This is a genomic window from Flavobacterium sp. CYK-55 (assembly GCF_018413465.1).
Lineage (GTDB): Bacteria > Bacteroidota > Bacteroidia > Flavobacteriales > Flavobacteriaceae > Flavobacterium.
On the sequence record NZ_JAHCDK010000007.1, the window covers coordinates 91,916 to 106,162 of the forward strand.

Here is a 14,247-nt window from a genome sequence, read left to right on the forward strand (position 1 = left end):
AAGATAAAAAAAGCCTCTCAATTGAGAGGCTTATAAATTCAATTATTGATGGATTAGAACTTGTATCCAACACCCAACAAAAAGTGACTAACTTTAACATCACCTGACAATCCAACTGAATATCTTGGCTCAACAAAAAATTCATCAGTAAAATTGTAAGATGCACCTATATCAAAGTTAAATCTTGTTTTGTCATCATCTTCTGATTCAAGACTGTAATACAATGAAGGGCCTCCCATCAAATTAAAACTTTCGGCAATTTCGTACTTAGCCAATACAGGAATACTCAAATAAGAAAATTTAACTCCGTCTTTTGAAGCTGTGTGGTAATTTAATCCGGGTTGCAATACCAACTTATCTGCTAAACCAAACTCAGCAAAACCACCTAAATAAAAACCAGTAGTAGATACCGAATATCCGTCAGCTTTGGCAGAAACCATATCTACCCCAGCTTTAACACCAAAGCCCATAGAAGAGTCACCTTTACTTTGAGCGTTTACAAAACCAATAGCAAAAACTGCTAGAATTGATAAAATTACTTTTTTCATGTTACTGTTTTTGTTTAATATTAATTGATTCAAATGTAACTTTTTTCGTTCAAATGAAAAATCACCTTACAGCCAAAGTTTTGAACACGTTTATAAACCATAAGGGATAAAAAAAGCCTCTCATGATGAGAGGCTTTCTTATAAAATATTACGCAATGATTAGAACTGCCAACCAATTCTGAATGAAGGTGTAATTGAAGGAGACAATTCGATTTTTGTTACGTTGTCAGCATCTTCACCAGCTTTAGAGCTAGTCAAAGCAAGACCGTAAGAAACCTCAGCTCCTAGGTAAATTTTAGGCATGATGTAGTAATCAAAACCTGTAAATACATTAGCACCTACACCAATTTTAGTTGATTTATCATCTAAGATATTACCAGCAGCATCTCTAGCATTTTCGTTCATGTATGCTAAAGTACCTTCGTAACCCCAGTAAGTTGACAATCTTTCAGCACCAGCCATGTGTTTTTCAACACCAACTGAAGCCGCTACAGTAAATTCAGCAGCTGCATTGTCACCGTTTACATTTTTCTCACCTGAGCTAACTACGTGTAAGTTACCTGCAAATCTTAAAGCACTTTTGTCAGAGCTAAATTTTCTAGCTTTAACACCCAAAATACCCCAGTCAGAAGAACCAACATTTGACAATTTGAAGATACCTCCACCTGTCAAATCAGGAGTCATAGTTGCCTCAACAATCCAAGTACCAGCAGCTGGTTTAGCAAAAGTACCAGCATCAGTTTTGATCTGAGCGCTAGCAATTCCGAAAGCGAAAAGTGCTACAGTTGATAAAATAATTTTTTTCATGTTCAGTTTTGTTTAAAATTAATACCGCAAATATAGAATAAATTGTTAACAAAAAAATTTTTAGGCCTTTTTTTTAGGCTGCCAAAGCCTCATAAAAGCCTACATGGTTGAATTTCAAGCAATAAGAATGAATTAATACTGCGGTAGACAGGCACAAAAAGCCCTTCAAATCAGACAGAAATTTAAATTCAAGACACCTTTCACAAACAGCAAACAACCTGAAAAGACAAGGTATGTACAACCTAAATCGGTGAATGCAGTTTTGTTAAGCTCTAAATACGATTTTAATTTAAATCTCAAAATTTAGTTTTTAACTACTTTATCAACAACAGCTATTTAAAATTGTTAATAAAGTGTAAGTTTATTTATTCATCCGTATCAATTCGTGAAATTTTCAATCATTTCATTGGGGTTGCAATCTGCATTTTTATTTATTTTAGCTAAACTAACTCTATCGTATGAAACTCATCATCATCAATGGTCCAAACCTAAATCTTTTAGGACAGCGAGAACCCGAAACCTACGGAAACCAATCATTTGAAACTTATTTTAAAGAACTTCAAACAGCGTTTAAATCCGCTGAAATAACCTATTTCCAAAGCAACATTGAAGGCGAGCTCATCAATAAACTACACGAAGTTGGTTTTGATTATGACGGCATCATACTCAACGCTGCTGCGTACACTCATACTTCAATAGGAATTGGTGACGCTGTAAAAGCCATCAAAGCTCCCGTTGTTGAAGTTCATATATCAAATATTTATGCCCGCGAAAGTTTCCGACATCAATCGTTTGTTGCACCTTATGCACACGGAATCATTATTGGTTTTGGGCTTGAAAGTTATCGTTTGGCTATTCAATCATTTGTATATATATAGGTATGAAAAAAAAATACTGTTTGATCGTGTTTCTTTTTACAACTCTTGGGTTAGCACAAATTCATGGAAAAGTAACCGATACACAAGGAAATTTGCTACCGGCCGTTACCATTCATATTGAAGATACTTACATCGGAACTATAACCAATGACTTAGGACAATACGAACTCAGTCACAATTCAAAAGATTCGTTTGTCATTGTGTTCCAATATCTCGGATACAAAACAGCCAAAAAAACAATTCAGCCAGGAGATAACCATTCAGAAGTAAATATTGAGCTTCAAGAAGAAAACTACCAACTCCAAACCGTGGTGATTGACCCCAAAAACAATCCGGCCAATGAAATCATCCGCGCAGCCATTAAGAACAAAAAAGACAATTCTGAAGGCACAAACGCTTTTAACTCTGACTTTTACTCTCGAGGCATTTTTAGAATCAAAGATGCGCCCAAGAAAATTTTAGGTCAAAAGTTTGATTCGTTTGATGAAATCCTTGACTCAACCCGAAGCGGTGTTTTGTATTTGTCTGAAACTGTATCAAAAATCACCTATAAAAAACCAGACAAACTCAAAGAAACCATCATCGCATCAAAAGTAAGCGGCAAAGACAATGGTTTTAGTTTTAACACTGCGGCTTCGGCCAATTTTGATTTTTACAACAATTATATTGAGCTTGGTACCAATGCAATTTCGCCCTTAGCCGACAATGCCTTTCATTATTACAAGTTTAAAATTGAAAGTTCATTCTTTGACCAAAACAATATTCAAATCAACAAAATTAAAGTTACGCCCAAACGCCAAACTGAACCTGTTTTTGAAGGTTACCTATATATAGTAGAAGATAGTTGGTCTATTTATGCCGTTGATTTAACCACTACCGGCAAGCAGATTCAAATGCCGGCCATGAATTCAATGACGCTCAAGCAAAATTACAGCTACAACCAAAACAACAAAATTTGGTCAAAGAATACACAAACACTCGATTTTGAGGCCGGTATGATGGGTATCAACCTCAACGGACGATTTACCTATGTGTATTCAAATTACGATTTTGAACCAAAACTAAACAAGAAAACCTTTGCCGGAGCAGCCATAACCATTGAAAAGAACGCCAACAAAAAAAACGATGAATATTGGAATCAATTCCGACCGGTACCGTTAACTGCTGAAGAAACCAACGATTATCTCAAAAAAGACGCACTGCAAACCAAAAAAAAATCAAAAACCTATTTAGATTCAATCGATGCCAAACACAATCGATTTAGAATTGATGACATCATTTGGGGCTATAATTATAAAAATTCATTTCAGAAATGGCGTATTGATTATGATGGTTTAATCAAAGGTGTGAGCTTCAATACCGTTCAAGGTTGGGATATAGCAACATCTATTGGGTATTACAAAAATGATCCGGAAACACGAACCCGATCAAGCATCAAAGCAGAAATGGATTATGGCATTGCCGAGCAAAAATTCAGAGGTTTTTTGAATTACCACAACAAACTTGAAAATATGCACCACAGTGAAATGGCTATTTGTGCCGGAAGACAAGCTTTGCAATTTAATGCCAACAATCCAATCAATAAATTCATCAACAGCATCAGCACCTTGTTTTTTGAAGATAATTATATAAAGTTATACGAATCGAATTTTGTTGGTGGGTTCTTTAACCGCGAGTGGTTCAACGGATTCTGGTTCAAAACTGAATTGTATTATTCTGAGCGCAAACCTTTGTACAACCATACCAATTATGTCATTGCCAATGTAGCTGATAAAATCTACACATCCAACAATCCGCTTTTGCCTGATGTAGAAAATTCAGCAGCCCTTGTCAAACACAATTTGGTCAAGCTCAAACTCGGGGCTAAAATTAATTTCGGACAAGAATATTGGTTGCGTCCGGACGGAAAGTTCAATTTGCCCAACGACCTATATCCAACGCTTCATTTTAATTATGAAAAAGGCTTGGCCGCTAATGAAAACAAATACAATTACGACCATCTGAGTGCGCAAATTACCTATGATAGAACTGTGGGCAACAAAGGAAACTTGTCCTTACATGCTACGGTTGGAAAATTTTATCACGCTCAAAACATTTCATTTGTTGATTACAAACATTTCAATGGCAACCGAACTTATGTGGGCACTGAAGATCAATACCTCAACCAATTCAATCTCTTACCCTATTATAGCGCAAGTACCAACAATGCTTATTTTGAATTTCATGCCGAACACAACGACAACGGATACATGACCAACAAGCTTCCGCTGATTAATTTATTGCATTCGACTTTGGTTTTGGGTTATCACAATCTATCGGTTCCTGAGCGCAGTCCGTACCACGAATATACAATCGGTCTTGACCAATTGGGCTTTGGCAAACTAAAAATTTTCAGGATTGATTACATCCACTCTTACCAAAATGGGCATCAAGAAGACGGCGTAATCTTCGGGCTCAAAATTCTAGATATGTTCAATTAATCTTCGTGTGGCTCAATGTGAATGAGCACATGTCCCAGCTGCGGAATTTGTTCTCGTAAAGTATCTTTGAGTAAATGCGCAATGTCATGTCCTTCTTTAACCGATATATGTGCGTTGACCACCGCGTGCAAATCAACATGATATTTCATACCGGCTTTGCGGATAAAGCATTTTTCGGTATCGATGACACCCGAAACGGTTAATGAAACTTGACGAATTTCATCAATTAAATCGTCATACACGTGTTCATCCATGATTTCACCCAGTGCCGGACGAAAAATCAAATAACTGTTGTACATGATAAAGCCCGAGGCGAACAAAGCGGCCCAATCATCAGCGGATTCGTATCCCGGACCCAAAAAAAGAGCAATAGATATTCCGATTAAAGCAGCCACCGAAGTAATCGCATCGCTGCGGTGGTGCCAAGCATCGGCTTCAAGTGCAGAACTGTTGGTTTGTTTGCTGCGTTTGAGCACCAACCGATACGAATATTCTTTCCAGATGATGATGATGCCCAAAACAATCAAAGTCCATCTTTCAGGAAGTTGATGCGGCGTACCTATATTAATGATGCTTTCGTAGGCAATAACGGTAGCAGTGGTAATCAAAAAAACCACCACCAAAAAAGTAATCAGGGGTTCTGCCCTACCGTGTCCGTACGGATGATTGTCATCGGCTGGTTTGTTGGCGTATTTGATTCCGAATAAAACCAATAAAGACGAAAAAACATCGGTTGTTGATTCTAAAGCATCGGCAATGAGTGCATAAGAATTACCTAAAAATCCGGCCAAACCTTTTACCAGTGCCAAAGCCAAGTTTCCGAAGATACTGAAATATGTGGCTTTTACTGCAGTTTGCTCGTGACTCATACCAAAAATTATACGCGAACAATGTTGGCACCCAAAGCTCTGAGTCGCTCGTCAATGCGTTCGTATCCGCGGTCAATTTGTTCGATGTTTTGAATGGTACTCGTGCCTTTGGCTGAAAGTGCCGCAATAAGCAAAGAGATTCCCGCGCGAATATCCGGCGAAGACATAGTAGTTGCTTTGAGCTGTGATTTAAAATCGTGACCCATAACCACCGCACGGTGCGGATCACACAACATAATCTTGGCGCCCATATCAATAAGTTTATCCACAAAGAACAAACGGCTTTCAAACATTTTTTGGTGAATGAGCACATCGCCGTTGGCCTGTGTGGCTACCACTAAAATAATACTCAACAAATCAGGGGTAAACCCCGGCCACGGTGCATCGGCAATGGTCAAGATTGATCCGTCAATATCCGTTTTGATTTGATAGGTCTCGTGGGTAGGAATATAAATATCGTCTCCGCGACGCTCTAAAGTAATTCCGAGTTTTCTAAAAACACTTGGAATCACACCTAAATTATCCCAGCTAACGTCTTTAATGGTAATCTCACTGCGGGTCATCGCAGCCAGACCAATCCAACTGCCAATCTCAATCATATCCGGCAAAATGGTATGCGTACATCCGCCCAATGATTCAACACCTTCAATAGTGAGTAAGTTAGAACCTACTCCGTGAATTTTAGCGCCCATTGAGTTGAGCATTTTACACAATTGTTGCAAATAAGGTTCGCAAGCTGCGTTGTATATAGTAGTCGTTCCTTTGGCCAAAACCGCTGCCATCACTACGTTGGCGGTTCCGGTTACCGAGGCTTCATCGAGCAACATATAAGCTCCGGTTAAACCTTCAGGCGCTTCAACCCCATAAAAGTGATCTTCGCGGTTGTAGCGGAATTTTGCACCTAAGTTGATAAAACCTTCAAAGTGGGTATCTAAACGACGGCGACCAATTTTGTCTCCGCCCGGTTTTGGAATATATCCTTTGCCATAACGCGCCAAGAGCGGACCGACAATCATAATTGAGCCGCGCAAAGAACCGCCTTCTTTTTTAAAAGCTTCAGTTTCGAGATATCCGACGTTGACTTCATCAGACTGAAACGTGATGGAACCTTGCCCGTTGCGCTGAATTTTTACACCCAAATTACCCAGTAAAGTAATGAGTTTGTTGACATCAATAATGTCAGGTATATTGTTGATGGTTACTTTTTCAGGAGTCAATAAAACAGCACATAATATTTGCAATGCCTCATTTTTAGCACCTTGAGGTTTGACTTCTCCTTTGAGACGAATGCCTCCTTCAATTTTAAATGTTCCCATAAATCAATTTCCTTTTCTAGTCTTTACTTTTGGATGTTATTTTTGGTTGTTGTTCTTTTTGATAAAAATCTTTCCTTTTTTATTCTTGTTGTGCATCTTGCCATTGTTCGGCATGTTCTTGTTTGAAGATTTTTTGTTGGTCCGCATCAAATCAGTAGTGTTGACGAGCTCTTCATCGCCTTGCATCATATTGATTTTTCCACCGGAAAGCTCATACAAATGTTCAAAAATCACTTCATCTTTGACGGTGTCTTTGTTCCAACTCAAAAAACTCTTTTTCATGTGGTTGGCGATAACCTTGACCAAAGCACTTTTGAGTTCGCCCTCTTCCCAACTATTGGCAACGTCAATCATATATTTGATGTTGTTGCCGTAAAAACGATACTTGGGAAAATTCTGCGGATAAGGCAATGGGTCAGGTTTGAGCTGTAAAACCTCACGTGACGGAATCGGATAAGGCGAATCAACGTCGAGTTTAAAATCAGACATAATAAAAATCTGATCCCACAATTTGTGTTGAAAATCAGGAACATCGCGCAAATGCGGATTCAAACTGCCCATGACTTGAATAATGTAACGGGCCAATTTATTGCGTTCTTCGCGGTCTTGAACTTGAACCGCCTGATCGATCAGTTTGTGCAAATGACGCCCGTATTCAGGAATGATTAGATGCTTTCTCTCAGAATTATATTCGAGGTTAAAAACAACATCTCCAGCTTTTTCTTTGATATATTTTGAATGCATATTATAGCGAAATAATTCCTTCAACCACTGAGACTTCTTGATATTTACTGATGATTTCATCAGCATTTTTCATGGTGACATCAATAGAAATACTCGTGAATTTTCCGGTTTTAGATTTGGTTGTTTTAATGACAGCGCCCATACAATCAAAAGCATCTTCTACTTGTTTGATTTTTGACGGGTCGGTGGGCACGATAAATTTAAACAGATATTCGGCAGGCCAAACAGGATTGTTTATATCTAATTCTACTTTGAGGCGCTCGTAGAATTCTTGGGTTTTGTTATCCATTTTTGTCTATAAAATAAAGGCAAATATAGGGCATTGATTTAAGATTTTCAGACATCATTACGAGGTTTTTTGTGTTTGACATTTTTTTAACCTCATTGATTTTTTTAATTCTAGATTAGTTTGAGTAGATTTGCCGCTTATTTCAAAATCAGTGGCTCAAGAAATCATCGTGCTTATTGGTGGGCCCGGTACCGGAAAAACCACCATCATCGAAGGACTAAAAGCAAAAGGATACTGTTGTTATCCCGAGATTTCACGCGAGATCACCCTAGAAGCCAAAAAGCAAGGTATTGAGCAGTTGTTTCTTGAAAGACCACTCTTATTTAGTGAATTGCTGCTTGAAGGCCGAAAAAAACAACACCAAAATGCGCTCAACGAACCTTGTGAACGCGTTTTTATTGACCGAGGAATTCCTGATATTCTAGCTTATATGCATTATATAGGCGATAGTTATCCTTCTTTTTTTGATGTTGCTTGTCGCGAACATTTATACCACAAAATTTTCATCTTGCCGCCTTGGGAAGAAATCTACGAATCTGATGCCGAGCGCTACGAAAACTACGAACAAGCCAAACTCATCTACAACCATTTGGTCGAAACCTATTCGCATTATGGTTACCAGCTCACCGAAGTTCCAAAAGATTCTGTTGAAAACCGAATCGCATTTATCTTGAATGCGCTGGATTAACTTTTGAGTTCATTCTTTTTGAAATTCATCTTTTAAACCAATTGCTGTGATGCGTCTCAGCAAATCTTTTATTTCCAGAAGTCAAATGTTAATTTGTGTCATTTTTTTTATTTTTAAAAAATTGACACAGTTTTTGTGTCAAAATATTTTTTTAAAAAAAAATGACACAAATTAACATATCGCATCGCTTGTATAATTCTACACGAAAAACAGATGAAAAAAACAGTTAAACTAAACAAAATGCTTGGGCTCAACCAATACGATGTAGCCATGCTTATGGGCATCACACGCAGCCAATGGTCCATGTTTGAATCCGGAAAAAGACAACTTCCGCACCAAGCAACACTTTTATTGAGTGAGATACTCAAACATCTCAATGATTTTGACAACCAAGGATTTGAACATCATCAACAAGAAATCGCGCAAAAAAATGGAAAGAATTGCAACGCGAAAATGAATTTAAACTGCTTAAAATTGAAAAAAAGATAGAAAATACCACCAAAAAATTAAATGCAGAACGGAGCTTACAAAAATTAATAGCCTTTGTAAAAACTACAAAACCCGAAAAACTTCCGGTACCACATATCAAAATTTTTTTATCTCAAAGAGAAAAAGTAAACACTCTATCAGAACTAACCGAATTGCTCACCGAACAAGAACATCAAAAAGAGCTGCTTGATTTTGAAAAAAAATTACTCGAATCAAAACTCACAAAAAAATGATTATTCATCATCATAACACAACTCAAGAGTAAAGCTAAAGACTATTGATTTTGTTATCTTTGTTTATGCAGTTTATTTATCTACCTAAAAATGATGCTTGACGCCATACAAATACTTCAAAAATATTGGAAACACGACCGTTTTCGAAAACCGCAAGAACAAATCATTCAAAGTGTGCTTGATGGCCAAGACACTTTTGCTTTGATGCCTACCGGCGGCGGAAAATCAATATGTTTTCAGGTTCCGGCTATGATGCAACCCGGCATGGCACTAGTCATTTCACCGTTGGTGGCCTTGATGAAAGATCAAATCGACAACCTTCAGAAAATTGACATCAAGGCGATATCTATTACCGGCGGGCTATCAACCGATGAAATTTCAGATCTTTTAGACAATTGTCAATTCGGAAACTACAAGTTTTTGTATGTATCCCCCGAGCGTCTGCAATCAGATTGGATTTTAGAGCGCATCAAAAACCTGCGCATCAACCTCATCGCTATTGACGAGGCGCATTGTGTATCGCAATGGGGTCATGATTTTCGTCCGGCTTATTTAAAAATTGCAACGCTCAAAACGCTTTTTCCGAAAGTTCCTTTTATTGCTTTGACAGCTTCGGCAACACCAAGAGTTCAAGAAGATATTATTGAACAGCTCAAACTTAATAAGCCTATAGTTTTTAAAAAATCTTTTGCCCGCGAGAACTTGGCTTATATGGTTTACCCAACCGAAGACAAACTGTTTTTGCTCGGGCAAATCCTTCAGAAAAACCCCGAGCCTTCTATTATATATGTACGAAACCGAAAATCCTGTGTTGATACTGCTGCTCAACTCAATGCCATGGGGTATCGAGCAGTGTATTATCACGGTGGATTGTCGCGCAAAGACAAAGAGCAAAACATGAATCGCTGGATGGATGAATCAACCCAAGTCATGGTGGCCACCAATGCCTTCGGAATGGGCATAGACAAAGCCAACGTGAAAACAGTGGTACATATTCAGCTGCCCGATAATCTGGAAAATTACTATCAAGAAGCGGGTCGCGCCGGCAGAAACAACCAAAAAGCCTTTGCTGTTTTACTAACCGCAACCTCAGAGATACAAACCGCCAAGCAACAATTGTTGGCTATGTTGCCTGACAAAAAATTCTTGCTTCAGGTTTACCTCAAATTGTGCAGCTATTTTCAAGTGGCTTATGGCGAAGGTATAGGTGAAGTATTTGCCTTTAGCTTAAATACTTTTTGTACCAAATACAACTTTCCGATTTTAAAAACCTATCAAGCCTTGCAGTTTTTAGATCGACAAGGTGTTATTGGTTTATCACAAGAATTCTCTGAAAAAATTACCTTGCAGTTTTTGATTGAATCGCGTGAGGTTATCAGATATATGAGTTTGAATCCGGCCGACGAAGAAATCTTACTGACCATTTTGCGCACCTATCCGGGTGTTTATGATTTGCCAACTGCACTAAATCCGGCTTTAATAGCCAAAAAATCGGGTGCTCCAGAAAGTGATGTTTTGGCCTTACTTGAAAAATGGCACAAGCGTGAGATGATTTCACTGCAATCAAAAAACAACGACACACAACTGATTTTTCACGAAATCCGCGAAGACGAAAAAACCATCAATCGGGTCAGTCGCTTTTTAGAAATGCAAAACCAACGCAAAATCGAACAACTCGATGCCGTTTTAGCATACGCCACCAATCACCAACACTGTAAAAGTGAACAGTTATTGGAATATTTTGGCGAAAAAGGCTCACAAAGTTGTGGTATGTGCTCCTATTGCATTCAGCAGAAAAAAGGCATGGATCAAGAACCCAACCTCACCCGTGAAATTCTTGAGCTGCTCAAATCTGAAAAATTGTCTTCAAGAGAACTTCAAAACCGGCTGGGTTATGAAGCAAACGATATTATCTTTGCCTTGCAAACGCTGCTGGAAAACGAAATCATTTCGGTACAGGCCAACAGTCAATATACCTTAAATAAATGAAGCCATTAAAAATTGTCTTTATGGGCACACCCGAGTTTGCTGTGGGCATCCTCGATACTATTTGCAAAAATCAATATGAAGTAGTTGGGGTTATTACCGCTGCTGATAAACCTGCCGGACGCGGGCAAAAAATAAAATATTCAGCCGTAAAAGAGTATGCTCTTGAACACGGACTCAGATTATTGCAACCCACCAACCTTAAAGACGAAACTTTTTTGGCTGAACTCAAAAGTCTTCAAGCCAATCTGCAAGTGGTAGTTGCTTTTAGAATGTTACCCAAAGTGGTTTGGGATATGCCTGAGTACGGCACTTTTAATTTGCACGCATCACTTCTGCCAGATTATCGCGGGGCCGCTCCTATTAATTGGGCTATTATCAATGGTGAAACCCAGACTGGCGTAACCACCTTTTTTATTGACGATAAAATTGATACCGGCGCGATGATTCTGAGTCGTAAAACCGAAATTGATTTAGCCGAAAATGCCGGAACACTGCACGACAGATTGATCGACATCGGAAGCCAAGCGGTGATTGACACACTAAAACTTATCGAGCATGGCGATGTTCAAACGACCATTCAGCCAGAAAATGCCGAACTCAAAACAGCCTACAAACTCAACCGCGAGAATTGCAAAATTGATTGGCAAGCCTCGGGCGAGACGATTTATAACTTGATTCGCGGTTTATCACCCTATCCCGCGGCTTGGTGCTTTTTTGCCGATGAAGACCAGGAATGGAATGTCAAAATTTATGAAGCCGAATTTATCAGAGAAACGCATACTTATAATATAGGTAGTCTGTTGACTGCAAAAAAGAGTTTGTCGGTAGCCGTTCAAGATGGATGGATCCAAATTTTGAGTTTGCAGCTTCCTGGTAAAAAAAGAATGAGTGCATCAGAACTTTTAAACGGTGTTTCATTCTCAGAAAAGGCACGTACTTACTAGCCTCAGCGCTGAAAAAACCTCAAAAAACACTGCCTTTATCAACAAATAACCCGATTTATCAACAAAAATGCTGAAATCAGGCTAAATCGCTTGCGTGGTAAGGATTTCCTACTAAATTTGTTTCACTTATAACTTAATGTTTAACCAACAATTAATAACTATTATTATGAACAAATCAGAATTAATCGATGCAATTGCTGCTGACGCAGGAATTACTAAAGCAGCTGCAAAATTGGCTTTGGAATCATTCTTGAACAACGTAGGTGGTACCTTGAAAAAAGGTGGAAGAGTATCTTTGGTAGGTTTCGGATCTTGGTCAGTTTCTAAAAGAGCTGCTAGAGAAGGAAGAAACCCTCAAACTGGAAAAACCATCAAAATCGCTGCTAAGAATGTAGTAAAATTCAAAGCTGGTGCTGAATTAGAAGGTTCTGTAAACTAATAAAAGTTTATAAAATATAAAGAAAAGTCTCCGTTTTGGGGACTTTTTTTTTGAAATTCTGTGAAGGATATTTGTTTATTTAAAACTTTTATTCTTAATTTTAGGTAAAATTGCAATTCTCATGATATCTGAAAAATTACAAAAAGGGCAATTGCTAATCGCAGAACCTTCAATTATTGGAGATTTGTCATTCAATCGCTCAGTAATATTACTCGCCGATCACAATCAAGACGGATCCGTAGGATTCATCATCAACAAGCCTTTAAAGTATACCATCAACGATTTAGTTCCAGATGTCGAGGCCAATTTTAAAATCTACAACGGTGGTCCTGTAGAACAAGACAATCTTTATTTTATTCACAACATACCCGACCTGATTACCGATAGCGTTGAAATTTCGAATGGAATTTTTTGGGGTGGTAATTTTGAACTCACCAAAGACCTCATCAATACCGGAAAAATCAAAAAGGACAACATTCGCTTTTTCTTGGGTTATACCGGTTGGAGTCCGCAACAGTTGGAACAAGAAATGAAATCAAACTCTTGGATTTTATCTGAGAATCTCTACAAAAATAAAATTATAGGTAAATCAAGTACCGATTTCTGGAAAGAAAAAATACTCGAAATTGGTGGTGATTATGTCATTTGGTCAAATGCTCCGGAAAACCCGATTTTGAATTAAGACTTAATTGATTCGTTGAGTAATTGGGTAAGCTTGATGGATAATTCGCCTGTGTATTTCTTCTTTCGATATTGGCTAATGGGTTGAATACCATTGATAACATTCGTAATGAATAATTCATCTGCATTCTGCAAATCAAAAGGCGATATAATAGCTTCGGCAACTTGAATTCCTTCAACTTTTTGAGCTAATTGTATAACTCGTTTGCGCATGACCCCGTTCAGGCAGCCTTCTGAAATAGGAGGAGTTGTGAGCTTTTTATCCTTAAGCATAAATAAATTGCCATTAAGTGCTTCAACAATATTTTTATCATCGTTGATTAAAAGGCAGTTCTGATAACCGTTTTCTTGAGCAAAAATACTTCCGGTAACATGAATCATTTTGCTCGTTGTTTTGAGTGTTGACAATAGGTTTTTAGCAACGTGAAAATCTTTGTATAAATCAACCTCATAGGTTTGGGTTGAACATGTATATGATTTCTGCTCAAGTGCGCTTACCCGAATAACATACTTTACTTGTGAAGTTTTAGGTAAATAAAAGCCTGAGCTGTCGCGATAAAAAGTAATGCGTGCACGCGCAGAATCGGCACAAAGATTCACTTGAGCCGTTTTAATCAATTCAGCTTCAAAATGCTCCATAGTAAAATCCATCGGGATTTCCATACGAACTATACGCAAAGAAGCCATCAACCTAAAGTAATGATCTTCTAAAAACAACACTTGACCGTCAACAATCTTTAAGGTGTCAAAAATACCGTCTCCGTATAGAAAACTTCTGTTGCTTGTCCAGTCTTGATCGGCTTGAAAAACCAATTCACCGTTGATATTAATCATAAAAAAAGCCCTTAAAACA

16 protein-coding genes are annotated in these 14,247 nt (G+C 38.1%); 9 read left to right on the forward strand and 7 right to left on the reverse strand.

Annotated elements, in window-relative coordinates:
- Nucleotides 1-53: 53 nt before the first annotated feature.
- Both KIH23_RS09185 and KIH23_RS09190 read right to left on the reverse strand, forming a co-directional pair.
- A complete protein-coding gene (locus KIH23_RS09185) occupies nucleotides 54-548 on the reverse strand; it encodes a porin family protein (protein WP_213213185.1) in 495 nt (164 codons plus the stop codon).
- A 159-nt stretch (nucleotides 549-707) separates the two neighbouring features.
- A complete protein-coding gene (locus KIH23_RS09190) occupies nucleotides 708-1,355 on the reverse strand; it encodes a BT1926 family outer membrane beta-barrel protein (RefSeq protein ID WP_213213186.1) in 648 nt (215 codons plus the stop codon).
- Between the two features lie 458 nt (nucleotides 1,356-1,813).
- Between KIH23_RS09190 and aroQ the strand changes: the two genes are divergently transcribed.
- Both aroQ and KIH23_RS09200 read left to right on the forward strand, forming a co-directional pair.
- The gene (gene aroQ, locus KIH23_RS09195) at nucleotides 1,814-2,233 is read left to right on the forward strand and encodes a type II 3-dehydroquinate dehydratase (RefSeq protein ID WP_213213187.1); all 420 of its coding nucleotides are present in this window, start codon (nucleotides 1,814-1,816) and stop codon (nucleotides 2,231-2,233) included.
- A gap of 2 nt (nucleotides 2,234-2,235) precedes the next feature.
- Nucleotides 2,236-4,713 carry a DUF5686 and carboxypeptidase regulatory-like domain-containing protein gene (locus KIH23_RS09200; RefSeq protein ID WP_213213188.1) on the forward strand — a complete coding sequence of 826 codons (2,478 nt, stop codon included), beginning with the start codon at nucleotides 2,236-2,238 and terminating at the stop codon, nucleotides 4,711-4,713.
- Here KIH23_RS09200 and KIH23_RS09205 read toward each other — a convergent pair.
- From KIH23_RS09205 to KIH23_RS09220, 4 genes are read right to left on the reverse strand one after another with little or no spacing between them, the layout of a single operon-like run.
- Complete coding sequence (locus tag KIH23_RS09205) at nucleotides 4,710-5,582, reverse strand: cation diffusion facilitator family transporter (protein WP_213213189.1); 873 nt, start codon at nucleotides 5,580-5,582, stop codon at nucleotides 4,710-4,712. The two genes, KIH23_RS09200 and KIH23_RS09205, sit on opposite strands and share 4 nt — an antisense overlap.
- An 8-nt stretch (nucleotides 5,583-5,590) precedes the next feature.
- Nucleotides 5,591-6,898 carry a UDP-N-acetylglucosamine 1-carboxyvinyltransferase gene (gene murA / locus KIH23_RS09210; protein WP_213213190.1) on the reverse strand — a complete coding sequence of 436 codons (1,308 nt, stop codon included), beginning with the start codon at nucleotides 6,896-6,898 and terminating at the stop codon, nucleotides 5,591-5,593.
- 36 nt (nucleotides 6,899-6,934) lie between these two features.
- Nucleotides 6,935-7,642, reverse strand: a complete 708-nt coding sequence (locus tag KIH23_RS09215; RefSeq protein ID WP_213213191.1) for a DUF4290 domain-containing protein — start codon at nucleotides 7,640-7,642, stop codon at nucleotides 6,935-6,937.
- A gap of 1 nt (nucleotide 7,643) precedes the next feature.
- The gene (locus tag KIH23_RS09220) at nucleotides 7,644-7,931 is read right to left on the reverse strand and encodes a DUF493 family protein (RefSeq protein WP_213213192.1); all 288 of its coding nucleotides are present in this window, start codon (nucleotides 7,929-7,931) and stop codon (nucleotides 7,644-7,646) included.
- 151 nt (nucleotides 7,932-8,082) lie between these two features.
- Between KIH23_RS09220 and KIH23_RS09225 the strand changes: the two genes are divergently transcribed.
- From KIH23_RS09225 to KIH23_RS09255, 7 genes are all read left to right on the forward strand, one after another.
- Complete coding sequence (locus tag KIH23_RS09225; RefSeq protein WP_213213193.1) at nucleotides 8,083-8,619, forward strand: AAA family ATPase; 537 nt, start codon at nucleotides 8,083-8,085, stop codon at nucleotides 8,617-8,619.
- A 213-nt stretch (nucleotides 8,620-8,832) separates the two neighbouring features.
- Nucleotides 8,833-9,108 (forward strand): helix-turn-helix domain-containing protein, encoded by a 276-nt coding sequence (locus KIH23_RS09230; protein WP_213213194.1) that lies wholly within the window; start codon nucleotides 8,833-8,835, stop codon nucleotides 9,106-9,108.
- Nucleotides 9,060-9,341 carry a hypothetical protein gene (locus KIH23_RS09235; RefSeq protein ID WP_213213195.1) on the forward strand — a complete coding sequence of 94 codons (282 nt, stop codon included), beginning with the start codon at nucleotides 9,060-9,062 and terminating at the stop codon, nucleotides 9,339-9,341. The genes KIH23_RS09230 and KIH23_RS09235 overlap by 49 nt, the downstream gene beginning before the upstream one ends.
- Nucleotides 9,342-9,434: 93 nt before the next feature.
- Nucleotides 9,435-11,330: an ATP-dependent DNA helicase RecQ gene (locus KIH23_RS09240; protein WP_213213233.1), complete on the forward strand. Its 1,896-nt coding sequence runs from the start codon at nucleotides 9,435-9,437 to the stop codon at nucleotides 11,328-11,330.
- Complete coding sequence (gene fmt / locus KIH23_RS09245; protein WP_213213196.1) at nucleotides 11,327-12,274, forward strand: methionyl-tRNA formyltransferase; 948 nt, start codon at nucleotides 11,327-11,329, stop codon at nucleotides 12,272-12,274. The genes KIH23_RS09240 and fmt overlap by 4 nt, the downstream gene beginning before the upstream one ends.
- Before the next feature lie 166 nt (nucleotides 12,275-12,440).
- Nucleotides 12,441-12,713 carry an HU family DNA-binding protein gene (locus KIH23_RS09250; RefSeq protein ID WP_213213197.1) on the forward strand — a complete coding sequence of 91 codons (273 nt, stop codon included), beginning with the start codon at nucleotides 12,441-12,443 and terminating at the stop codon, nucleotides 12,711-12,713.
- 121 nt (nucleotides 12,714-12,834) lie between these two features.
- Nucleotides 12,835-13,395: a YqgE/AlgH family protein gene (locus tag KIH23_RS09255; protein WP_213213198.1), complete on the forward strand. Its 561-nt coding sequence runs from the start codon at nucleotides 12,835-12,837 to the stop codon at nucleotides 13,393-13,395.
- On the opposite strand, the gene KIH23_RS09260 is transcribed toward KIH23_RS09255, so the two are convergent.
- Nucleotides 13,392-14,228, reverse strand: a complete 837-nt coding sequence (locus tag KIH23_RS09260) for an aminotransferase class IV (protein ID WP_213213199.1) — start codon at nucleotides 14,226-14,228, stop codon at nucleotides 13,392-13,394. The two genes, KIH23_RS09255 and KIH23_RS09260, sit on opposite strands and share 4 nt — an antisense overlap.
- Between the last annotated feature and the right edge of the window lie 19 nt (nucleotides 14,229-14,247).

Coding starts and splice junctions, on each gene's coding strand:
- KIH23_RS09185 (WP_213213185.1), bottom strand. CDS start 548: ATGAAAAAAGTAATTTTATCAATTCTAGCAGTTTTTGCTATTGGTTTT.
- KIH23_RS09190 (WP_213213186.1), bottom strand. CDS start 1,355: ATGAAAAAAATTATTTTATCAACTGTAGCACTTTTCGCTTTCGGAATT.
- aroQ (WP_213213187.1), top strand. CDS start 1,814: ATGAAACTCATCATCATCAATGGTCCAAACCTAAATCTTTTAGGACAG.
- KIH23_RS09200 (WP_213213188.1), top strand. CDS start 2,236: ATGAAAAAAAAATACTGTTTGATCGTGTTTCTTTTTACAACTCTTGGG.
- KIH23_RS09205 (WP_213213189.1), bottom strand. CDS start 5,582: ATGAGTCACGAGCAAACTGCAGTAAAAGCCACATATTTCAGTATCTTC.
- murA (WP_213213190.1), bottom strand. CDS start 6,898: ATGGGAACATTTAAAATTGAAGGAGGCATTCGTCTCAAAGGAGAAGTC.
- KIH23_RS09215 (WP_213213191.1), bottom strand. CDS start 7,642: ATGCATTCAAAATATATCAAAGAAAAAGCTGGAGATGTTGTTTTTAAC.
- KIH23_RS09220 (WP_213213192.1), bottom strand. CDS start 7,931: ATGGATAACAAAACCCAAGAATTCTACGAGCGCCTCAAAGTAGAATTA.
- KIH23_RS09230 (WP_213213194.1), top strand. CDS start 8,833: ATGAAAAAAACAGTTAAACTAAACAAAATGCTTGGGCTCAACCAATAC.
- KIH23_RS09240 (WP_213213233.1), top strand. CDS start 9,435: ATGCTTGACGCCATACAAATACTTCAAAAATATTGGAAACACGACCGT.
- fmt (WP_213213196.1), top strand. CDS start 11,327: ATGAAGCCATTAAAAATTGTCTTTATGGGCACACCCGAGTTTGCTGTG.
- KIH23_RS09250 (WP_213213197.1), top strand. CDS start 12,441: ATGAACAAATCAGAATTAATCGATGCAATTGCTGCTGACGCAGGAATT.
- KIH23_RS09255 (WP_213213198.1), top strand. CDS start 12,835: ATGATATCTGAAAAATTACAAAAAGGGCAATTGCTAATCGCAGAACCT.
- KIH23_RS09260 (WP_213213199.1), bottom strand. CDS start 14,228: ATGATTAATATCAACGGTGAATTGGTTTTTCAAGCCGATCAAGACTGG.